Annotated in this window: 14 protein-coding genes; 2 read left to right on the top strand and 12 right to left on the bottom strand. The window is 44.1% G+C overall.

Features of this window, described 5'->3' with window-relative positions; genetic code table 11:
- From AC1DSE_RS12030 to AC1DSE_RS12010, 5 genes are all read right to left on the bottom strand, one after another.
- Positions 1–746: zinc-dependent alcohol dehydrogenase (locus AC1DSE_RS12030; protein WP_477527711.1), on the bottom strand; the 746-nt coding region annotated here is incomplete at its 3' end.
- A 9-nt stretch (positions 747–755) separates the two neighbouring features.
- Positions 756–1,766, bottom strand: a complete 1,011-nt coding sequence (locus AC1DSE_RS12025) for an SGNH/GDSL hydrolase family protein (protein ID WP_477510872.1) — start codon at positions 1,764–1,766, stop codon at positions 756–758.
- 22 nt (positions 1,767–1,788) lie between these two features.
- Positions 1,789–2,607, bottom strand: a complete 819-nt coding sequence (locus AC1DSE_RS12020; protein WP_441882569.1) for a carbohydrate ABC transporter permease — start codon at positions 2,605–2,607, stop codon at positions 1,789–1,791.
- Positions 2,608–2,612: 5 nt separating this feature from the next.
- Positions 2,613–3,452, bottom strand: coding sequence for a carbohydrate ABC transporter permease (locus AC1DSE_RS12015; RefSeq protein ID WP_477527712.1), 840 nt, complete (start codon positions 3,450–3,452; stop codon positions 2,613–2,615).
- A gap of 119 nt (positions 3,453–3,571) precedes the next feature.
- The gene (locus AC1DSE_RS12010) at positions 3,572–4,948 is read right to left on the bottom strand and encodes an ABC transporter substrate-binding protein (protein WP_477510874.1); all 1,377 of its coding nucleotides are present in this window, start codon (positions 4,946–4,948) and stop codon (positions 3,572–3,574) included.
- A gap of 157 nt (positions 4,949–5,105) precedes the next feature.
- On the opposite strand from AC1DSE_RS12010, the gene AC1DSE_RS12005 reads away from it, so the two are divergent.
- Both AC1DSE_RS12005 and AC1DSE_RS12000 read left to right on the top strand, forming a co-directional pair.
- On the top strand, positions 5,106–6,911 hold the full coding sequence (locus tag AC1DSE_RS12005; RefSeq protein ID WP_477510875.1) for a sensor histidine kinase: 1,806 nt from the start codon (positions 5,106–5,108) through the stop codon (positions 6,909–6,911).
- Positions 6,912–6,951: 40 nt separating this feature from the next.
- Positions 6,952–8,505, top strand: a complete 1,554-nt coding sequence (locus tag AC1DSE_RS12000; protein WP_477510876.1) for a response regulator — start codon at positions 6,952–6,954, stop codon at positions 8,503–8,505.
- 143 nt (positions 8,506–8,648) lie between these two features.
- On the opposite strand, the gene AC1DSE_RS11995 is transcribed toward AC1DSE_RS12000, so the two are convergent.
- From AC1DSE_RS11995 to AC1DSE_RS11965, 7 genes are all read right to left on the bottom strand, one after another.
- A complete protein-coding gene (locus AC1DSE_RS11995) occupies positions 8,649–13,619 on the bottom strand; it encodes an FN3 associated domain-containing protein (RefSeq protein ID WP_477510877.1) in 4,971 nt (1,656 codons plus the stop codon).
- A 5-nt stretch (positions 13,620–13,624) separates the two neighbouring features.
- Positions 13,625–15,940 (bottom strand): helix-turn-helix domain-containing protein, encoded by a 2,316-nt coding sequence (locus tag AC1DSE_RS11990; protein ID WP_477510878.1) that lies wholly within the window; start codon positions 15,938–15,940, stop codon positions 13,625–13,627.
- A 64-nt stretch (positions 15,941–16,004) separates the two neighbouring features.
- Positions 16,005–17,561 (bottom strand): extracellular solute-binding protein, encoded by a 1,557-nt coding sequence (locus tag AC1DSE_RS11985; RefSeq protein WP_477510879.1) that lies wholly within the window; start codon positions 17,559–17,561, stop codon positions 16,005–16,007.
- 56 nt (positions 17,562–17,617) lie between these two features.
- Entirely contained in the window at positions 17,618–18,493 is an 876-nt protein-coding gene (locus AC1DSE_RS11980) for a carbohydrate ABC transporter permease (protein WP_477527710.1), read from the bottom strand.
- 19 nt (positions 18,494–18,512) lie between these two features.
- Positions 18,513–19,406: an ABC transporter permease gene (locus AC1DSE_RS11975; RefSeq protein WP_441882589.1), complete on the bottom strand. Its 894-nt coding sequence runs from the start codon at positions 19,404–19,406 to the stop codon at positions 18,513–18,515.
- On the bottom strand, positions 19,403–20,464 hold the full coding sequence (locus AC1DSE_RS11970; protein WP_477510881.1) for an alpha/beta hydrolase family protein: 1,062 nt from the start codon (positions 20,462–20,464) through the stop codon (positions 19,403–19,405). Before AC1DSE_RS11970 ends, AC1DSE_RS11975 begins: the two co-directional genes overlap by 4 nt.
- A 495-nt stretch (positions 20,465–20,959) precedes the next feature.
- Positions 20,960–23,249 (bottom strand): S-layer homology domain-containing protein (locus AC1DSE_RS11965; RefSeq protein ID WP_477527709.1); only part of this gene is annotated, 2,290 nt, incomplete at its 5' end.

The following is a 23,249-nucleotide window of genomic DNA, read 5'->3' as shown; positions in this document are numbered from 1 at the left end:
CCCTTGTACCACAGATGCTCCGGATACTTCACTTCTCCGCGAAGAACACCAAATATAACGATATGTTCATCTACGTACTCAATCAGATTTTGCACAGAAGCGGCCGCCCCGACACAATCGTAGCCTAAATCGAATTGTTGACCCTGCAGCTCATCGACAAGGCAAGTCTCGCCAAGTCCAAGCTCTCGAACCTGTCGTACTCGCGTTTCATTAATATCTACTCCGATAACACGTGAAGCCCCCCATAGGCGCGCCACCTGAATGGCCAGCATTCCCGCAGGTCCTAGACCGGACACGACGATAGATTTGCCCCGCAGATCGCCAAATTGCATGATTCCAATTACTACACATTTCAATAGTTCAAGCGATACTGCTTGTTTATCAGAGATATGATCTGGCAGTTTGATGAGCTCCTCTTCACGGAAGCATAAATACTGCGCATAAGCCCCGTTACCATCCAAATGCTCAAGGGCAGCCACACGGTCCCCCACATTCAGCGTACGCACGCTTTTTCCCACCGATTTGACTACGCCAGCCAGCTCATGTCCCGGAAACCCCGGGGGTAATGGGTAATTGGGAGATTCATTATAATTAAACATATTGCGGCCAGCCAGCATATTCATATCCCAGCGAGGACAAGTTGACACCAGTCTTATCTCTACCAATACCTGATCATCAAAAGGTACCGGAATTTCATGTTCTAAGATGGTATACGTATTCGCTCCTGTAATTTGCAAAGCTTTCATAAGACAGCATCACCCTTCTATTAGATGTTCAAATGCCTGATAATAAAGCCAATGCCCATAATCATTCGGATGATTAATATTGTTGAGCAGAAGGCTCTCTGGCGTTTTTCCTGCTCGTAATTCTTGTTTCCAAATCTCATTCACATCTGCAACGCCGATATCATATTCCTTCCCCAAGCGACGAAGAACTTCAGCGTATCCATCCATTAGCCCACTCGTATATTTCCACAAGGGATTTGGCTCGCAAGGCGTAACAAGCACAATATCTGTTTCACAGCTACGCATCGTAGATTCTATAATCGTTCGAATACTACTCTCGTAAATAGCATAAGGTACTGCCACTTCTCCCTCGAATAGATTCTGATCATTCATCCCGTACCCTATCGTTAGAAGATCGGGTTGATTAGACACAATATCCTGCTCTATGCGGGCTGCGCCTCCCGTGCTTGTCTCTCCTCCGATTGCTTTATTAACAACGCGAAGGTTTCCACTCGAGCTTATAGCAGATAGCCGATGCGCAAAACGTTGATAAAAAGTATAGCTATCCTCACTTGCCTCTCCGCCTTCGCTAATGCTGTCACCAAAAACCACATAAACAGCTTCTTGTCCGGCATTAAGCTTTTTCATCGTGTTTTTTAATAAACGACTAGCCCCCAAGCTCATTCCGGCATTTAATTGATGTTGATGTTGCTCCCTCTCATATTCGTAGTCTATAAATACAGTGAAACTGCGATTACTGTATTCCTCAAACAAATGATGATCGAAGTTCAGGTTTTGAAAGAATACATGGTCAGCCCAATCCCGTATACTGCTTGCGACCGTTCTTGCAATCAGCCCAGTTTCATAATCAACAATAAAATCCTTTCCTTCTTTATAACTAACCGACTTCACATGCTCGGAATTCGTATGTGTTCTTAAGCTCAAGCTTCCTTTGACGATCGGGTGGAATCGCAGCTGCTGCTGTTCTTGCCCCACAAAAACGAGTGACTCCGCTGTTTGTTTCACGTTATGCACTGACATTTAGCAAACCTCACCCTCCCATTTAACTTTTCACTGCCCCTGCYGTTAAGCCTTCAACGATGTACTTTTGCAAGAATAGATACAATAGAATGACCGGCATGGATACCATAACCAAGTCAGCAAAAACCAGATTCCAATCCGAGGAATGCTGACCAAAGAAAAAGTATACGGTCAAGCTTAAGGTGAAGCGGCTCGCCGTATTTAAGAAATAAAACGGGGTAGTGAAGTCATTCCATACCGACATAAATGCAATAATTAGGACGCTGGCGCTTACCGGCTTCAGCAATGGGAAAATAATCTTCCAAAACAATCCGTAAGGGCTAACTCCGTCAATCATTGCGGCTTCATCCAATTCTCTTGGAATGCTATGAAAAAAACCGATGTATACGTAGGTTAGAAAAGCATAATTCCCAGCAATATAAAGCAAAATCACGCCTAAATAAGTACGAACCAGATGCAAATCAAACATCAGCATATACGTCGTAATAATGGAGGAAGGCAATATTAAGCCGGCAATAATAACCGTTTGCAGCAGCCTGCTCACCCGGTTATCTCTCCGTTGAATGAAATAAGCGGACAGTGAACAGAAAATAACGATAAAGAATACACTAATGACGGTTAAAATCGTTGTATTCCATAATGCCTGAGGAATCTTGGCATTTACGAACACATCTGAATAGTTATGCCATAGGTTCCATTTTGTCGGGAAGGATAATCCTAAATCTGAAGCCTCCGCCTGTGTTTTGAAGGAGTTCACAACGACCAAGTAGATAGGAATGGCGATGATACAGCTAATGAACACAGATAGAGCTTCCCATAATGTTTTACGCAATACTCGCATTCCACTCACCCTCTGTTGTCTTTATTTAGATATTTGTTCGTTATGGATACAAGGACGAGAATGATCACAAACAATAACAAGCTAGCGGCAGTCGCTTCCCCATTTCTTCCTTGCGAGAAACTTTTGTAGATCATTGTGTTCATTACGCTAGAAGCATTCCCTGGACCGCCTCCAGTAAGCGCATAAACGATATCGAATACTTTTAATCCGCCAATGAGCGAAATAATAATGTTGGTATTCACAACGGGGAGAATCATCGGGAATATAATATGCCTCTTCTGCTCCCAATTTGTTGCTCCGTCAATCTTGGCGGCTTCAATCATCTCTTTCGGAATGGTCTGAAGTGCTGCCAGAAACAAGATGACCGTTAATCCCGTCCACTTCCATATTTCAACAAAGGAGATGGAATACATCACGATATGGCTATTTGTAAGCCATTGTTGGGTTAGAAAACCAAGATGAAGGTTCTCCAATAACACATTGATAAACCCCCGGCTCGGGTGAAATAGGGCTGTAAATGCCAGTGATACTGCAATCGGGCTTAGTATGACGGGAAAGAAAAGGGCAGAGCGCAAGAAATTTGTACTTCTTAGCTTTTGGTTTACAAAGTTAGCTAATATAAACCCAAGTCCGACTTTACCGACTGTTGTGACCACTGTGAAAATAAAAGTATTCTTAAATGCAATAGAATTGCTCGAATCATCAAATAGGGATATGAAATTTTCAAATCCAACGAGCCGTGTGTAATGAAAGGTGGCGTCTAGATTCGTGAAGGCATAGAAAAAATTTGAAATCGCTGGCCACACGAAAAAGATTAAAAATATACAAAGTCCTGGAGCTAGCATTGAGTACCTGTAGTAATGACGCTTCAGCATTTATTTGCCCTCCAAAAAAGAGAGAGAGTTTCTCTATTTCAGAAACACTCTCCAAATTTGCTTTTCATATCGACTATTTCTAGAAAGCTTTACTTGAAGTTCGGATCATCCTTAGCTTTAGCGTTCTTCACTAATTCTTTCTGTTCCGCTTCTTGCACCTGCTCTGGGGTTTTCGCGCCTGCTACTAAATCCTGCAGGAATGCTGGATAATCCCCGTATCCATAGGCAGGGATGCCTTCGCTAGGATTAACGCCGGTTGGAGCAGCTTTTCCTTCCTCTCCAAACTTCTGTGCATCAAGCTCAGCAGGTGTCAGAAGTGTATTCGTAACTCCCTTGATGGCTGGTATACCGCCTTCTGCGCCGAAATAAATATTTTGAGTCTCAACGGATTCAAAGTAGTTGACGAATTTTTGAGCCGCCTCTTGATTGCTTCCTTTCACGACATACATAGCATTAGGCGCATATACCCCAGCAACGTCCTTGCCCCCACCATTAAAGGGAATAAGGAATGCTCCAATATCATTCGTTTGTTCAGGGTATTTGGCCGCAATATCGGTCATGACCCATGTAGCCATTGGATACATAGCTGCATCCCCATTTGCCAATGCCTTCTGTGCATTATCATAAGTATCCGATAAATAATCTTTGTTTACATACTTCTTATCAACAACTTCCTTAAGGAAAGTCATCCCCTGTCTTTGAGCATCAAAATTAGAAAACGTAGCTTTATTGGAAAATACTTTGTTTGTTAATTCCTGAAGGCCAGCCTGCGCCGCACCGGACTGATGGGTTGGAATTTGCAATGTCCAAGCATCTTTGGCGGACAAGTATACTGGGACTTTGCCTGCCTTGCTGATTACTTCAGAAGCAGCCCAGAACTCATCCATCGTCGTTGGAATTTGTAAGCTCAAGCTTTCAAAAACCTTTTTGTTAAACAGCATAACCGCCATATTAGATCCGCCGTAAGGAGCCGCATAAAATGTTCCAGCCGAGTCGAATGCACCTGTCCAAACCTTCTTATCGAAGTTAGCCATCCAAGGCTGATCCTCCTGTGAAACGAACTGCTCTTCCGGTTTCCCTAAGCCGTAGCCCTCATTAACGCCTCCATAGAAGAACAACAGATCTGGCTTATCATTCGTGGCAAACCGGGTTTTGATTAAATTATCCCCATCTGCGCCCTCAGGAAGCTTCTCAATCTCTAAAGTGATTCCGACCTTCTCTGCAGAGTCCTTCAGAACCGCTTCCATACCGCCCTTTAACCAACTCGTATGCATAAGTGCCTTTAGAGTAATCTTTTCTGGCGGTGCTGATGGTGAAACATTTTCCGAGGTTGGAGCTGCACTGGCTTCTGACGGCGTATCCGTTGAATTACTGTTGCTATTCGTTCCTGCACAAGCTGCTAAAACAAGCATGGTAAGAACCGTTACTATCCATAACAGCGTTCTCTTTGTGGTGAGACCCCTCATGTTCATTCCTCCAAATTTGTGATGTAAATGCTTACAAAACCAATGTTATGTTTTTTGCTTCTTATCGTAAATGGCGAATTTGAAAGTACTAGGGGAAATATTTCACACTGGGCAAGGCTGCATTTTTAATGTGTTATACTGAACGGGGAGGTCGTCTATGCTGTCTTTCAAAAATTTACAAACGAAATTATATGTGACTTATTCGCTTGTCCTCATCGTCATTGCACTCATTATCAGCACTCCGATGTATGTATATTTGAAAAATAATATTGAAACCAATTTAAAAGAAAATGTGGACAAGCTTGTAAGCGGTTACTCCAATGCTCTGGATGTTTATTCCACCATTAATAACAACGTAACCACCCAGCTATATATTAATCGTGACAATTCCAGCTATACTGCCGTCCAATATTTAAGCTCTATCGCCTATCTCAAAAATACGAGTCCCACCGAAACGTTACAGTCCGAAAAGGCCATTCAAAACTCCCTTTACTTGAATGCTGCCGTCTATCAAACGATTCATAGGATTAATTTGTTTACGTCAAAAGGTGACTTCTACTCAACTAACGAAGCTGACGTAGATATTATGCAAACCATCCTTGCGAATGATGGATTTAAGAATGTTCAAGCTGCGAAGGGCTCTTCCTTATTGAATTTTTCGGAGAAGGACAGATGGCTATCCCGTGATTCCGAAGCCGTCTTTTCATTTCTGCGTCAGATCAGCTGGGACTCGCATCCCGTTGGTTTTCTTGAAATCCAATTCAAAGCTTCGGATTTATTGCATGTAGAGGAATTAGATTCGAAGCAGGATAAAGAAATTATGATTGTACAAGCGGACCAGGTTCTTTATTCGTCTACACCTCCCTCATCCAACAAACTAGCCTCGATCCTTAAACAGGTTGGCAATGGGAATACAGGGAACGGCTTCATAACGAATGAAAAGGGGACTAATGATTTCTATATGTATCAGACCTCTGAGAAAACAGGCATAACGATTGTAGCCATTATTCCAAAGTCGCAACTTTTTGCGCCATTGCTCTTATTTCGTAATGTCACGATCATAAGCGTTCTACTCCTTATTGCGATCTCGGTTTTTGTTTACTTTATTCTCGCCAAAATTTTAACGCATCCTCTTAAAAAGCTAAAAAAAGCGATTGATTCTATTAATTTAGGTGAGACCAATCAAGCCTTTATTGAAAATAAATTTCATATGGGTGAAATCGAAATTATTAACCGTTCCTTTCTAGCCTTGAACCAGCGTTTACAAGATAGTCTTGAGGAGACTGTTCAATTCCGAACCTTGCAAATGCAAGCTAAATTCGATGTGCTACAAGCTCATATCAATCCTCATTTTTTATTTAATATGTTAGGTGTCATTACTGTTTTATCAGATAGAGGCCAGCAAAAGGCTGTATCGGACACAAGTAGAAAACTTTCTCAATTCTTACGATATTCGATTTCTTCCGGCTCGTCGATCACAACCGTAAGTGAGGAGCTAGAATTTGCACAGCATTATTTGGATCTATTAAAATCTCGCTATCAACACCGGCTACATTATGATATAGAAGTTCCTGAATGGCTTTTAAATATTCAAATTCCCAAATTAATGATACAGCCTATTATAGAAAACGCCATTCAGCATGGTTTATCGGATAGCGATAAGCAATTGAAAATTCAAATTATCGGTAAAATAATCGGAAATAAGTGGGAGATACGAATCAGTGATAATGGTGTCGGGTTTGAACCTGCTTCTTTGGAAACGTTGAAGCACAACATTCAAGGCTATCTTGAACGCATTCAAAATAATCAAACATTAAACGAGCCTATTTCAATTGGAGGAATGGGCCTAGTGAATACGATTGCTAGACTTCAGCTCATGTTCAAGGAGCAATATCAATTCTCCTTCGGCAATAACGAGGATTGCGGAGCCTATGTATGTTTCCATGGCTACATCAAACTTTAACATAAGTTCCCTAACGTATCATGTAATGGAGGCGGCTGCCATGAGGATTATGATTGTTGATGATGAACCCTTCTACATGGATCATCTTAAAGAAGTAATTGAAAACAGCGACTTTAGCAAAAGAGAGCAGACCCAGATTGTCGCCCAATGTATTAGCGCTAGCCAGGCACTGGAAGCCATACCGACCGTTCAACCCCATTTAATCTTTACCGACATCAAGATGCAGCTCATGAACGGGATCGAGTTTGCAGCCATCATTCGGCAAAATTGGCCTCATATCATCGTCGTAATCGTGAGCGGTTACTCTTCCTTTGAATATGCCCGGGATGCCATTCGGGCCAATGTGGAGGACTACCACGTCAAGCCGGTTGATCCTTCAATCATCGAACAATTATTAGATAAGACGAATACACGCATTAGCTTGGATACCTATCTTCAGCAGCAATCTTTATTAAATGAATTGCTCGAAAACAAGAGTATAGAGGGAAGTATCCAAACCACTTTACAGCAGTGCTTTCCATTCTCTAGCTATTATGTGTTTTGCTTTAATAAGCCTACATTTTCACAAGATAAAGCTCGTTGTCCCACTCTGACGGAGCAAGAAATCCAAAACAAACTATCTTCGAATCCTTTATTGCTAAAGAACGAGAAGGCTTGGATCGTTTCAAGAAATGATTTCAAAAGGGGATTTATTATCCTCGGATTATATCAATGCGGCGACCAGCGGATTAAACAACTTGCTGAGGAAATTGTTCTGATGATCGGCGGTTCAGGCAGTCACCCTTCCATCGCCGTTAGTCGAAGCTTTAACGATATTAGACAGTTTCACCAGGTTGCAAATCATCTTCACGATGAGCTGTACCATCAACTGGTCATTGGACAATCCAAGACGATCTTTTTATCTGAGCAACAACCCGCTTTAGAAAAACTCAATCTGCTCCTAAGCAGCACCGATGAGAAGAAAATTGTTATTGCGGTGGATAAAAAGGATTGGAAGCTGTTAAAAAAAATGATCTTCCATTGGTTTGAGCAGTGGGAGGAGCACTCCTGTCCGAACCTCTATTTACAAAGAAATGGCAAGCAAATGGTTCAATGGTTAGAAAAGCATTTCCGCTCATTAGAACCCCTCATAAGTATCACAACGGAGAAAGAAATGGAGGAAATCATTGAATCCGCCTACTCCTATTCAAATGCTGCTGAGGATATCTGGAACTTGCTATCGCATATTTTCCGATTTGAAGACCATGACCCCGCCAGTAACAAAGGAGTCCGATTACTTGAACAAATCTCCGACTATTTATCCGCGAATTTGAGCGAAACAATTTCAATGACTCATATTATGGATCGATTTCAAATTTCGAGCACCCATTTAGGAAATCTATTTCGCAAGCATCATGGAGAAACCTTTGTCGAATATTTAACTACTCTCCGCATTAATAAAGCGAAGGAGCTCATGCGAATTCATCCAGAGATGCCTCTAAAAGAAATTTCTGAAATTACAGGTTATACAGATCGGCACTATTTCACCAAAGTATTTAAGCTCGTTACAGGTAAATCCCCGACAGATTATAAAGATCAGCTTCTTCAGGAATAGAAGTTCGAGGCTTATTGATTTTTGTCCCAAATGGATTTTATAAATAAATAATAAGAGAGACTCCAAGGCATCTGCTGCCTTGGAGCCTCTCTTCAATAACTCTTTATACCTGAATATTCCTAAGGGGGGTTTGCTGCCGACATTTAGCTATGAACAACAAGTGAGGTGAGCGTAAGTTCCACCTCCGTATCGCCCACTGCCACTAAATGTATTTCTCCATAACCGCTTGTCGGCCTAAACGCAAATGATTTTACCGCCGAGCCTAGTTCCGGTTGTATAAGCTCAACGCTTCCAACAGCCTCAACTCCTTGCAAAAACACCGTATATTCGCCTGGAGTTGAGAATCGGAGTCGCAGGCTCATTTGATCCGATTGAACATCAAGCAGCTCGATATCAGCCAAAGCGCTTATTCGAATATCATGCGTTCCAATCCGCACCATCTTCGTTACCGGATTTGTACGTTCTCCTACAAGCAGGCTAAGCAGCTCAGCACCTTGGTAATTCGGGTACAGGTAATCAGAGGTTTCCCATTTCAGCAAACTTGTTGCATCATACAAATGAGTAGGATACCGGCTATCGGCGGCCGTCGTTTGCCTTGATCCGCTTACGGATAAGCCCTCACTGATTTTGGAGTAGTCAATGCCTCCCGCATCCAAATAATCCTCCCATAAACCAGATGACTTCATAGATTCATATAGCTCCATCAGTGCAATCCCGTAATCATGCCCGGACCACTGGACTGGTCTCCCGAACCAGGTAGAAGGAAGCGGCACACCRTTGCTCCGATAGATGGATTGCCCAAAGGAAGCGATAGCTGAATATTCCATAAATGTATGGCTGCCAAAAAATCCTCCCTGGCCGTCAGCTTTCTCTATGCCATAACTTCCGTCACTCCATAGATAAATGAAAGGCAATCCTCTACCCGCCCACAGCTTCGCATTTTCCAAATATTTGTCTTCGCTCGTCAGTGTGTATGCTTCCACATTGGCTCTTACTGCAAGTGCCGCCGTTCCCAGCTCAGGAATCATATTTCTCAGCTCCCATGACTGCGAGCCTCTAGGCATCGTAAAGCTGTCATTCATATAATTCAAGCCGGCAAGGCCATAAGTTGTCGCATTTTCATTGCCAGTCAGCCGAGCATGTCTAAGCATTTTGAACAAAAATTCGGCATTTGATCCCGCCGTTACGTCCGATAATTGGCCGATAAAAGGACTCGTTGGAAATCCTTTGCGTTTAATGAAGGTTTCGTAATCCCAATAGATGCCCTCCGTTACATCAGCGGGATTTACGAGCTTCGCCGTTGAGATCAAGGAATCTACATTGACGCCTTGCATAGCCTCCATCGTTTTTGCGGTTATTCCTTCCAGATAGAAAGGAAGAATGTAGCCATAAGCAGAATAATTGCTGCCTAACCCAGCCATTGCTGTTTGAACCCGCTGCTTCGCGATGTTTTGGTAGGAGGCGGCGGCGTATTTATTCAATAGGGCATATGGTGTAATAAATGCAGATGTAATCATTGGCGTCGCCGCAGGCCCGATACGATTCATCCATTTATGATCAGAGGGCGACCATAGATTCTCAAAGCTGGTCAGAATAGCTTCGCTTTCCTGCTGCATCGTTCCATGTGCGTAGGGGAGCGGCTCTGCAAGCCCGTGCTCCTGCGTCCACTCTTCAATGGTCGCGGACATTTCCGTCCCTTCCTTAACAAACAACTCGGATTGGAGCTTTAGTAATTGGTTAGCGCCTAACTGATAAGACTGCCGAACCGGATTTTCATTATTGGCGCTAGCTGTTGTTTTATCGTAAAAGGTTGGGATGCCAGTTGCAAACGTCGCATTTTCATTGACCCCTTTAAAGATCGAAGGAATAAATAAGCTTAGTTTGGTAGAAATCGTGTCTTCGCCTCGTTCAAGGCGATTGGGTATGCCAAAAAATGCGGACGGTTGATCATTTATACCGTCCCATTTTTGCCTGGCATCCCACATTAATCCAAACATCAGCTCACCTTTTCGAACGGCCATTAACGGCACCGTAATTTTTCGCGGATGAGGAACATAACGATAAGCGTCTACATTATCGATGACAGCATCGGTATTCGAGGACTGATTGTTATTCGTCATATCGTCCAGCCACTCCAGACCAGGAAACAGCGCTTCGTTAATATAATCGCCCTGCACATCCGTCATTGAACGAATGACCCGGTAGTTCGGATCGAGCGCTGGAACATCGGCTTCGCCAAGCAGCAGCGTTGGTCCGATAATCGCTGCAATATTCCTTGCCTGATTCGATTGCAGCATGTGCTCCAATTCCAGATTCCCTGAGGCAGTTTCTTCAACATGGATCGCTCCTGACCATAATGCTCCATCGGAAGCCTCAAAGGATATTGAGAAGCTGGAGCCCGTAGCCCCGCTTGCATAAAGCTCCTTTACCGTAAGCTCGTCATGTATTATTTCCTGAACGCTACCAAGTGAAGGCATAACGGCGATTCTGCTCCATGCGCCGTCGCGTTTTGCCTCCAGCCAGCCGTAGCCGTAGCCCTCCAGTCCGGTATGGCTCGGAGCCGGGAATACCAATCGCCTCTCTCCATTTCCGATAATGACGTCATCCGGCTGTCCGCTGCCGGGCAGCGTTGCCGGCAAGCTGAATATGCGGGATAAGCCTCTCGTCGTTGCGATGCCATTTCCTTTTACCGAAAAAGCGATTGCGCCAGCCCCTGTATCCAGCACATTGACATTATAGACAATTTGTGCGGACTCTCCTGCCGATAGCGCAGTGAGATCAAAACCTGATACTGGCGTTATTTCAAGAAAATCCGGAGCGCTTAGCTGCAAGTCAAGTCCCGCTACGCTGGCGCCAATATTTTCGATTTCAGCTTTTATGACAAACTGATCGCCCGGCGATACGATTTCGTGGGCCGAAGTTTGAAACGTAGTCAACCGAATTTCAGGAGAAAGATCTTGCTTGCGCAGCAGCTTGATTTCCTTGACTACAATCTCAATGCCGTCCTTCATGCTCGGATAGGTGGCCATCGGATCGATTCGAAGCTTAGTGATGTTCCCCGTCCAGCCTGCATGCTCGCCCATATCTATCAAATAATTCTGGAATTCCGGAATCTCTGCAGCGGTGTTGCGAAACGATATTTTTCTAGATTCGCTCAACCTGTCTGTATCTACTCCCGCATCCGTCCCGAAATAAATAGCGGCATTGGCGGTATGGTTCACCTTCATCGTTAAGCTGACATAACGGTATTCAGAAGGAATATTCGGATAACCCGCGCTGTGCGGCTCCAAATAGAAGGTTGGATTCGATGTAGAAGCTCCGATTGGCTGATCTGTCGTAAATAAATGAACACCCTCCGAATTCCGATAAACGTGATTCACATCAATATGATTCGCCCAAACGCCTGTATCCGAATTCACATCCCAGCCGAGCAGATTCGACCAAGGGGCCGCCGGCTTGCCATACAGCTCATCTTGCTCCTCCGCAAACAGCTGCACGCCGCTTGTGGTGAAATCCCAATCGGTAACCTGATTTGCCAGCAGCGGAACTTTCGTATACTTTGCAGAAGCTGCAGCTCCGGCTATTTTCCCCCTTACTGCCTTTACTTTCATATACGTTGATGCCGTTACGGTCAGCCCCGCTGTTGAAGCAGGAACAGCTATTCCATTTAACGCCGTATCCGTCGCCGGATCATAAAGCGGCTCCGTTCCATCCGTTGTGTAGATCAGCGAATCTGCGAACGCCGATTGTATAGCAATGGTCTGAGAATTATGAAATATAGCTGAATTCGTTAGAGAAACCGGATTTACTCCTGCTGTATACGTTACTTGCTTCTGGTCTTTGATCACACCATCTAACAGTGCGATAGCTTTCAACGTGGTAGTCGCATTAATTTCGATCGAATCATTAAATATAATATCGCCTTCGATCAAAGTACCGTGGGTAAAGCTTGGCTCCGAACCGTCCAGTGTATATCGGATTTGATCGGCTCCAATGACGGAAATATCAACCTGCTTGGTTTGTCCGAAAAAAGTATCGCCGCTGGATACCGTCAATTTGGTGTCTAACGGATCCCCGACAAAGACGGTCCCGCTCTTAAACATCGTAATATTCGTATCCACATTCGTTCTGCTGCTCGTATAGACGGGGGTAAGCTCGACTCTGTAATCCTTTCCTGCTTGTAAACCGTCAACAAAAACATATTGATTTCTCGGTCCCGTATATTCGACGGACTGCGGGCTTCCATTGTCGGTTATATTTTGATAATTGACCTTAAATTTGGAAACGCTTTCATTAAAAGCGGGAATAAAGAGATAAAAGCCGTTTGTATCGCCTGCCAGTTCTAAGCTGTCACGCTCTGCTTCCGGCCTTAAGTGGTTAAATAGAAAATTATCCATGGTGAATCCGACATTGGCATTAGCAAATACGCCAACGAATCCTGGCAGAGCCTCGGAGGATCGAGTGACATCGACAATGGGCGTTGCTGAACCATTTAAATAAGTAAGAACACGGTCGCCATCAACAACCTGCTTCACGCGAAACGTTTCCCATGGCAATACATCGCGGTTTAACGCCGGTACGCCATAATCCTTAATCGCCCGGAACTTCCCGCTACCCGTATTGGCAATAGAGGTGCTCCCTTCAAAAAAGTTCATTTTTGCATCATAGCTGATATGCGTCTTCAGCTGCGAGTCCCAGCCATCGCTCCAGGCTTGCTTCTGAAACTGGATACCGGCCTGTTTATTCAGCTCCCTATGCGTAACCGTCATATCAAAGGAAATCTCAAAATCGTCGTATTTATGAGTGGGGTTGCCGTTGAAACCATAATCAAATACACCTACGGTTGAAGCTTCTACTGGCCCAACAGCAAGCTGCCCGCCACTCAAGGCTACATGTGCTGTATCTCCTGAGAACTTGAAGGCAGAGCTGCTTCCGTCATGATAAATTCCGTTTTGCAGTGTACCGGCTTGAAAATCCAGTAAAAAGGTGGAACCCTCTCGAATGACAGCGTCATTCGAGCTTGCTTCCGCAGTTAAAGGCTTGCTTGCCAAGCCGGCTGGCAATAGCAGAATAACCGTCATAAGGACGGCAAAATACTTCTTAATCCTAATCATATCAATCACTCCTGTCTCTGATTTTTTTCTCGATATTGCCCTGGCGTTATGCCTTCTTGCTTGCGGAAATATCGAATAAAATTTTGCGAATTATTGTATCGCAGCCGTTCGGCAATCTCCAAAATTTTCAAATCGGTATCAACCAGCAGCTTCTTGGCTAACTGCAAACGGAAATTCGATAAATAATCGCTAAAATTGAGACCTACCTCCTTGCGAAATACACCACGGATATAATCCGGATGATAACCGATCCGGGATGCGCATAATTCTAATGTAAGGTCCGTTTCAGCTTCTTCGTGGATCATAGCGAGCATTTGATCGGAAATTTTGGCATATTGATTTTTCCGTTTCTTCTCTAGTACATTCATCATCGGATAAATAAGAATTTGGCTAAACCATTGCTCCATTTCCTTAATCGTCTTGAGCTGATACAACTGGTCGATTAATGACTTTTCTCCATCATAGAGAGAGTCTATCGGCTCACCCAGGCTTTGCGCCATTCGAACTAAATCCAACAGGAAGGATGTCAAAGGAACAAAATATTCTCTATGCCCTACCTTCTCATTGAAAATATCTTGAAGATACTTATGAAGCAGCTGGTCAGCCTGAGCATAATCAGCAAGCTTGATTGCATCCAGCAGCTCTTGTTTAATCCCATCCGGAATATGCGAGAGGATCGTTCCCTCCGGCTCGACATCCATAATATGAATAATGCAGCTAGGACCCATGCGTATCGTATATTTAAGCGCCTCGGTTGCGTCCTGATAGGCCCAAGGAGCAGATTCAACCGTTGGATAAAACCGGCTAATTCCTACGCTAGCTTTCAAGCCCAGAAACTGATCAATCTTTTCTCTAGTCTCATCGGCATACGCATTGATTTTAAGCTTGAATAATTCCTCAGACGTCTCATTACTGCCGATCAGTGTAACCTGTGTGCGCTGCATAACGACAGGCTTCAGCCTTTCGCTTTCATTCAAAACCTCGCCGGCAATATTGTTTATAGCAAATAGCAACAGCTCTTCATCTCTATTCTCATACCGGGTTCCCTCAAGCGTATCAATCTGGATCGCCATGACGCCAATATAATGCCAATTACGGTTTGACGTTATCGCATCCATTCGCTCCGTCATTTCTTGGGCCCTCACTTCTCCCTGATAAAGCTTGATCATGAACAGCTCATCAACATAGCGCTGCTGACCTTCGACAATGCCGGAGAGACGATTTTTCGCATACAGCATTTCATAGACCTGGCTGTCAATATATTGAAACTCATCACTGCTGCGCTTGACTGTTGATCCTTCTTCCTTCTCAGCAAGAAAGCGGTAAAGACGACTGATCGGGCTGTACATTTTTCTAGACCCCAGCAAGGCAACAAACAATGTACCTACAAAAATCAGCAAACATGCCGTGTAGGTATACCATTTAATGACCTTGGAATCCTTCGTAATGAGATTCACCGATGAAATGGATACATAGGTCCAGTTATTATAGGAGGATTTGCGGAAATTGACGCCCATATCGGTATTTATCTTCGCATGGTTATCGCCAACCGCCTCTGCCGTGGCAAACATAAACTGCAGCTCTTTCTTATCGCGAAAATCCTGCCCGATTTGTTCTTCATTGCTGTGTGCGATGACAATCCCGTCATGATCGAGAATCATCACCTCGCCAAGCTCATTGTTATTGGTCAACAATTTCGTAATCTCTTTATTCATAAATTTGATGATGATTAATCCCGAGGGGCTTTGTGCATGTAGCGGCAGCTTTTTGACCAAATGAACCTGCTTTCCCCCGTCAGCAGTCGTCCAAAAGCTTGACTTGTCAACCTTGGCGTAGCTATGAATCATTTCCTTTTGATTAAGTGCTTCCAGCCGCAGAACCTCCGTGCTGTTGTCGATCACCCATCCGTTGTTGAAGCTGACGAGCCATATGTCATTTATACCGAGCTCGAAGCTTTGCAGCTTATGTAAGCCTTGAAGCAAATCATTCACAGTTTCGAATTGATTAGCAGTCAACGGCATATTTAAAGCTGAGCTCACAAGAGATGAATTCATAAATTGAACAGCAGATAAGTCCGCCATCTTCAAAAGCTGCTCAACACTTTGCTGTGTTTGTTCCAAATTCAGACGATTGGCCTTGGTTACTTTATCTTGAATAATCTCGGAGGACTTATAATAAGAAAGAACGCCAAGAACGATGACAGGAAGAGTTCCCAGCAGCATGTTAAATAGAAATAATCTCGTTAAAAATTTCGGCAGCCGGTTTCCTAAAATAAGTAAAACCTCCATATTTTCAAATAACTTAAGGAATTCACCCTTCATAAAGCGGTGAACCCCTGTCTCGTTATTGTAGATTAACTATTCAGGAATGGCTACGAATCTACCATTATTTCTGTACAGCGCTGTATTGCTCTGTCAATTCCTGAATAGCTTGGTCTCCCCCGCTTTTACGCCATGATTCTATCGCTTTTTGCCAAGCGCTCTCATCGATTTCGCCCATAATGAATTTCACCCTGGCATCGGTAAGAATTTTGGTCATTTCGGGTCCCTTCTCAGCCAAGGTCGTCGATTGAAAGGCTTCTACTGGATTCGGCACTACAATTTCAACATTGTCTTTAAACATTTGTTTGTATTTTTTTACGATTGGCGCATCCTCGCCTGCTGTCACTAAAGCACCGTCATCGTAACGAATTTGGTTAATCGAATTGATATCTGTCTCATAGGCTTTGCCATCGGTACGAACCGGTACTCCGTTATCTTGCTTGTAGTGCTTACCCTCAATTCCCCATTCAAATAAATTTTGAATTTTCTCATCAGACAGCTTATCCAGGAAAGCAAGAATGTTTTTTAGCTCTTCCTCGGTTTTTACGCTCGTTTTCGGGAACATATACAAACCGTTATATCCGCCGTTGAATAGCATCTGACGCTCGCCCGCTGGACCGCTGATTCTGCTAATTACATCAAGCTCGGCATTTGGATTTACTTTGATTAAATCATTAAAACCACTGTTCACATCATCTAGTGCGCTAATAATCAACCCGGCATTTCCTTGATTCATCGCTTCTACGCGCTTTGTACCCGGCGTAATCGCAAAGTCCTGATTGATCAGCTTCTCCTCATACAACCGTTTATAAAGCTTGAGCACATCCAAATATTCACTCTTGAAAAAATCAGGAACAACCTTGCCGTCCTCAATGCCATACATATTGTATCCGCCATGCCAAGCGAGCAGCGCTTGGAAACCGTTCATGCCTCTGCCTTCGTACATCCCAAACGTATCGTTTTTGCCATTTTTATCAGGATCTTGCGTAGCAAAAGCTTTGATCACATTGTAGAAATCATCGATTGTTTTAGGAGCTTCCAATCCTACCGTATCCAGCCAATCCTTGCGCAAAATGATGCCTTCGCGCGCCACAGGACGGCTGCGGAATACACCGTATGTCTTGCCTTCTATGGCGATGTTGTCAAGCACAAGCGGATTCAGCTTGCTCAAATTTGGATAATCTTTAAGGTACGAACCAATTTCCCAGAACATGCCAGACTTTGCTGCGTTAATGATGCTTGGGCTTTTGTTACCCGTTATCATCATAATTTGCGGCAGCTCGCCGCCGGCAATGGTCGCATTGATTTTATCCGTATAAGCAGAGTTAGGAACCCATGTAATATCAAGCTTCGTCCCGGTATATTCCTCAATGAACTTAATCGCTTCATTATCCGCTTTTGGCGGCTCAACCGAATAATATTGATTAATCATGGACAGTTTGATCGGTGCAGCAGGCTTAGCCGTTTCCTCTGGTGCCGATGTAGATGTCGGCGGTAATGACTCCTTCGCACTGTTTGTGCCTTTGCCGGCTCCCTGACTGCAACCAGCCAATAGGACCGCTGATAGAATGATAGCACCACCAAATCTCATAGCAGCTTGTAAGCGATTCCAACCCTTCATTTAAAAATCCTCCCCTTGCTCTCATAGTTTTATATTAAATGACGACGCATCATACGTCATCCTTTAACCGAACCCAATAGAACCCCTTTGGCAAAATGCTTCTGTAAAAATGGATAGACCATTAGAATCGGAAGCGTCGATACCGTTATCACAGCCATCTTGACGGACTGCGCCGGAATCGCAAGCGATTCGCTCATCTGGCTTGCGTCGCCAATGCCGCCTTCCGCCATAATAACGACCTGTCTTAACAAAACCTGAATCGGCCATTTAGCCGTATCATTAATGTAGAGAATGGCCGTGAAAAAGGAGTTCCAATGCCCTACCGCGTAAAACAACGAGAAGGTAGCAATTGCCGGCAATGAAAGCGGAAGCACGATTTTAATTAATATTCCTATATCATTGCATCCATCGATTTTTGCTGCTTCCTCAATTCCATCAGGCATCTGCTGGAAAAAGTTTTTTAATATAATGAGATTGAATGCGCTGATCGCACCCGGAAGCAGCAAAGCCCACAGCGAGTTCATTAAGCCTAATGCCTTCACAACCAGAAAGGCGGGAATCATCCCTCCGCTAAACAGCATCGAGAAAATGATCATCAGCATAATCGGTTTTCTTCCATGCAGTTCTTTTCGCGATAGCGGATAGGCCATTAAAGACGTAAATATGATGTTGATCGCAGTCCCCGCCAATGTAATGAAGATCGTATTCAGCAGGCTGCGTACAATTGTATTTGTCGAGAAGATGTACATGTACGCATCTAATGAAAATTCCTTTGGAAAAAACACGACGCCACGCCTAGCAAATTCCTCTGATGATAGGAAGGAATTAAAAACAATATATAAAAACGGCAGCATAGCGAGTACGGCAAACAAGATTAAAGCCGTAATATTGACAATATCAAATAACCGCCCGCCAACAGTTCGGTCTTTCATGCTAATTCACATCCTTCTTCTAATAAATGCCTTCTTCCCCAGCCTTCTTAGCGAGTGCATTTGTTCCAAGCACAAGAATCAACCCAATTACGGATTTAAACAGTCCTACAGCTGTGCTATAGCTGAATTGTCCTTGATTAATGCCGGTCGTATAGACATAAGTATCGAATACCTCGCCAACCTCTCGATTTAAAGCATTAAGCATTAATATAATTTGTTCGAAGCCCGTATCCATAAAGTCTCCCAGCCGCAAAATCAACAAAATGATGATCGTGCCGCGTATAGCTGGCAACGTAATATGCCATAGCTGACGAATGCGTCCTGCTCCATCGATTTTTGCCGCTTCATACAGCCCGGGATCAACCCCTGCCAATGCAGCCAAAAATATGATTGTACCCCAGCCCGTTTCTTTCCAGATAATCTCCGTCATGATCATCGAGCGGAACCACTCAGCGCTAAGAAGGAAATTAATTTTCTCTCCGCCCATTTTCACGATAAGCTCATTGATCACGCCACCCTCAACCGTAAATAAAATGTAGAAAACACCGACTACAACTACCCACGAAAAAAAATGGGGAATATAAATCAAAGTTTGTACAAACCGCTTGAAAAATTCCTTTCTAACCTCATTCAGCATGAGTGCTACAATAATCGGCAGCGGAAAGAAAAACAGTAGATTATACATAGCCAGCACAACTGTATTCCAAAATAGCAGACCAAAGGTTGGTTCGTTGAACAGTCGGATAAAATGCTTCAGTCCGACCCATTCGCTTTTCCAAAAGCCCAGATAAGGCTGGTAGTCTTGAAATGAGATCAACACGCCCCACATTGGAAAATATTTAAACAAAATAAAATAAACAAGCCCAGGCAACAACATGAGATATAGCCAGCGATCACGAATTAATATTTTCATGCCAATCCTCCCCAAAAATCCTTCTTGCGCTTAGGGTCATCCCGATGGTAGATCGAATAACCTGACTTTGCTCCCGCAACATCGAACACCTTACTATTCAAGTCATATTGCAAGACCGCCACCTCGTTCAAATCTTGCAGCACTACTGCGAATTTTTTCGTGACGAGATATCCCGCTACGATGAATAAACCCTTATCCGGAATCTCAATTGGGACAGCATTACGTATACGGTTAACCTCGCTTTGCTCCTGCATTTGAACAAGCTGATCGCTTGAAGCATTTCCCCAGTGCTCCCTTGTGCCTACCCCCACCAGTTCCAAATAATGAACCTTCCTTGATAGTCCGAGCTCTTGAATCCGTTTCATATAGATCCGCGCATGCTCCACCGGCACACGAATATCTTTATCGCCATGAGCAATAAACAACGGGGTAAGCAAATTTTCGGCCAGCGCCAAGCCGCTACGTGATTGATAAGCCTCCGGATTATGCTTGGGAGGAAAGCCTATCCATACATCCAATTCATCGCGGAATTCTCCAATCTCATCCTGCTCATACCAAAGCGCATAATCCGAAATGCCGCACATTGCCGTAGCTGCGGCAAAAAAATCCGGAAACTTTGCGATTATGGCATAAGCGTTCCCGCCTCCGCCGCTTCCACCCTCGAAATAGACCAACTGAGAATTACTAATGTATTCTTGATAATGGTCTTGCACAAACCGGACTGCATCTATTACATCGAGCAGCTCCCACCCATTGCAGTCAGGGCGGCCATCAGAGAAAGCTCTCCCTCGCATATCAACCTCGACCACAAGATAGTTGCCACCCCCGTAAGGCTCTTCCCTATGTTCGAAGGGTGGGATGCTCATATGCCATCCATGTGTCGTGACTAAAATAGGCGAAGGCTCTGTAGGCTTTAATATTCTCATCGCCAGGCGAAGACCAGGCTCCTTGGATGACGGGTAATAAATAAAATCACAATAGGGTGAATATTTATTAAAGCGTTCATCATGGCTTTGGCGTTTTTCTATAATCCGATCCTCATACTTCTCTAAGGTCATGCTGCTTGTGCTCCCTTCAAATGCGGTTTAATTATTCCAAGCTTATCGAGCTGTACAATTACCGTCTATAATCATCGCCGAGCGAGTTGGCTTAACCTTACACACATAATCTTTAGCGAGTCACCATAATCATTGACGGAGATAGCCGAGAAAGGGCAGCTACATCAGTCATTTCAATATTTTCGAGCCCCACGCTTTGCGTGTAAAATCAAAAAAAATAAGCCTCGGATTCCACTTTGATTGTGGTTTCTGAGGCTTATTCTTTCAGCTCCTTGCGACCGAACAGGCATTGTTTTCCCATTTCGTCAGAGCCTCACTATTTATAAGGAATAAGGCAGTCATTCCATACTAAAAAAACCGACTACTCAATGTCGGTTTCTTAGTCACAGCGAAGCGAATACTCGACTAGCTGCAGATTTTCTCCAATTTTATTTTGAGCGATGCCGTTGTAAAGGGCTTGCCAAGATACTCGCAAACCCTATTTTCAAAATTATACTAATTCTTAGTTTCTCCATCACCGGCGATAACCTGAACATTAGTGAATACTGCCTTATTATCACTTGTACTAGCTGGATTGCTGAGTGCCAAACCTATATAGACATCATCATTCATAATCGTTTCAAAACTGCTGACTACCGTCCAGTCCACTCCATTATTTGAAATTGAACCGGTAAATACATTGCCGCTGCGATTCAGCTTAAGCCACAATGGCGGACTACCAGCCATCGTCTGATCGACGGTGCCTCCCCCCTCATTTTCCCGATATTGAAAGGTGGCTCCATTAACTGGGGTAACCATCATGTCTACATGCTTAGCGTCCACGTCCAACGTCTCACGAATCATCAAGCCTGCTTTGGCCCATTCACTCATTTCTTCCATCATAGTCACTTGCGCTATAATCGATCCATCCCCATGCAGTGGCTTATAAATATAATTTAATAGATCGTTATTTCCCCAAATATCGGTTGAACTTCCTGTTAACGTGAATGTCTCGTCCGCCGCATCATAGGATGCATCGCCAGTCTTCAACCCGATATTTCTAGCTTTCCAAGGCTGTGGCAGAACAGCATCATAATCATGCTCCACAGGCGGCTCCCAGCCTGCAGTTGGCCAAGCTCTTCTCGCATCGATTGCTTTAAGCACATTCCAATCCCAAGCGCCATAATTAAAGTAAGAGAGATGTGTAATAGCAGGAAAGTTCTCTCGAATTCCGCCATACACCGCTTGATATTCGTCATCCGTCCAATTGTCATCGAGCGTCGGCACGATCGCTACTCCAGAACCAACAAGGAACGATGTATCGGATAAAATCCCGTTCTCGTCATAGACCCATTCCTCATCGAATCCCCAATCATCGAAATAAGCCATCGGAGCTACAAAATTTACTGCATCCTTGAACTTCGAAGCATTTTGGCCAACCTCTACGAATTCCGGAGGCAAAATGAAAACGCCCAGCTCCATGCCCGCTTTAATCTGCTCGATATCCTCACGAACATCCTGCACATAGCCGCCGATTTGATCCGTTCTCCATTCATTCCATTCAATCCTGCGAGTAGAATCTTCATCAAAGTTAATATCCAGCGGCGAATATCCGTATATGCTCTCGTACAGGTTAACCGTGTAGCTGCTTACATCCATATTGTAATTATCGAATCTCAACCAATCGAGAACCACGCCATCTATATCATAATTGCTTACGACCTCTTCAATAATCGAGCGCTCATAGGCTTGAACATCGGGATGGATCGGGTTGACGAAATACTCACTGCCATTCGAGCCTGTATAAGGAACTGCAATACCGTCAACTAAAGCGTGCATCTGCCAGCTTGGACCCTTATGAAAAGCTGCCTGATCATGGAACTGAGGAATCCATGCACGAACCTCAATACCCTTCTGATGCGCCTGCGTGATCACTTGCGAAAGAGCATCAAAGCTCTCATAGCCATCGGCTATGGGGGCGATCGCACTGTTGTAAAATACATGGCCTGAAGGCACTTCATCGTCTTCGTCCTGTTTGACACTCATATTAATAATATCCACATTGTACTTAACGGCTTGCTCAACAAAGTCCGCTACATCACTTGCACTACGAAACTGGTTAACCGTTCGTACCGTAATCTCTGTTTTGAACGGCGTGTTCTCTTCTTCAACTGGCGAGGTTACTCCCCCGTTGCCGTTTCCACCAACATTCCCGTTTTCCGGTTTGATGGGAAGCTGGCTTAATTTAACTTGCAGCGAGCGGTCCAGGATAACCACCAGCTCCGCACGTGTCAATGGATTCAAAGGCTTAAATGTGTTTGCAGAATTATAGCCGCGCATTATACCTTGAATGACCACATTGCCAATTGCTTCCTTGGCCCATTCGGCAAATTGTTCACTATCCGAAAACTCCATCATCGCTGTAGATTTATCCACTTGCAATTGAAGCAACTGATTTATGACGACAGCGGCTTGCTGCCTTGTAATGAACTCTCGCGGCGCGAATTGCTTTGCACTCTTGCCGCTGATATAACCCGCTGCGACAGCCTTTGCAACATCTTGATAAAACCAACTATGCTTAGGCACATCCTGGAAGGTCAGCTCCGATTCATTCGTGAATTGAAAGGATCGATTAACAAGCGCCACAAATTCGGCTCTTGTTAAAAGCTGATCCGGCTGAATTGAACCATCCCCGTAGCCTTTCAACCAACCCTTATCCATCCATTCTGTTAATTCCTTATTAGCCCAATGATCGACAATATCCCGTTCCGATTCTGCCTCCGCTGCAAAGCTAAATGAAGTGAAT

The organism is Paenibacillus sp. 01L418 (assembly GCF_056400045.1).
Note: the sequence above shows the minus strand (reverse complement) of the source record. Positions and strands in the feature narration are given on the sequence as shown.

Bases quoted from the DNA above. Each gene is read 5' to 3' on its own strand.
- AC1DSE_RS12015 (WP_477527712.1), bottom strand. From the start codon at position 3,452: ATGCTAGCTCCAGGACTTTGTATATTTTTAATCTTTTTCGTGTGGCCA.
- AC1DSE_RS11975 (WP_441882589.1), bottom strand. From the start codon at position 19,406: ATGAAAATATTAATTCGTGATCGCTGGCTATATCTCATGTTGTTGCCT.
- AC1DSE_RS11985 (WP_477510879.1), bottom strand. From the start codon at position 17,561: ATGAAGGGTTGGAATCGCTTACAAGCTGCTATGAGATTTGGTGGTGCT.
- AC1DSE_RS11980 (WP_477527710.1), bottom strand. From the start codon at position 18,493: ATGAAAGACCGAACTGTTGGCGGGCGGTTATTTGATATTGTCAATATT.
- AC1DSE_RS12025 (WP_477510872.1), bottom strand. From the start codon at position 1,766: ATGTCAGTGCATAACGTGAAACAAACAGCGGAGTCACTCGTTTTTGTG.
- AC1DSE_RS11970 (WP_477510881.1), bottom strand. From the start codon at position 20,464: ATGACCTTAGAGAAGTATGAGGATCGGATTATAGAAAAACGCCAAAGC.
- AC1DSE_RS12000 (WP_477510876.1), top strand. From the start codon at position 6,952: ATGAGGATTATGATTGTTGATGATGAACCCTTCTACATGGATCATCTT.
- AC1DSE_RS12010 (WP_477510874.1), bottom strand. From the start codon at position 4,948: ATGAGGGGTCTCACCACAAAGAGAACGCTGTTATGGATAGTAACGGTT.
- AC1DSE_RS11990 (WP_477510878.1), bottom strand. From the start codon at position 15,940: ATGAAGGGTGAATTCCTTAAGTTATTTGAAAATATGGAGGTTTTACTT.
- AC1DSE_RS12005 (WP_477510875.1), top strand. From the start codon at position 5,106: ATGCTGTCTTTCAAAAATTTACAAACGAAATTATATGTGACTTATTCG.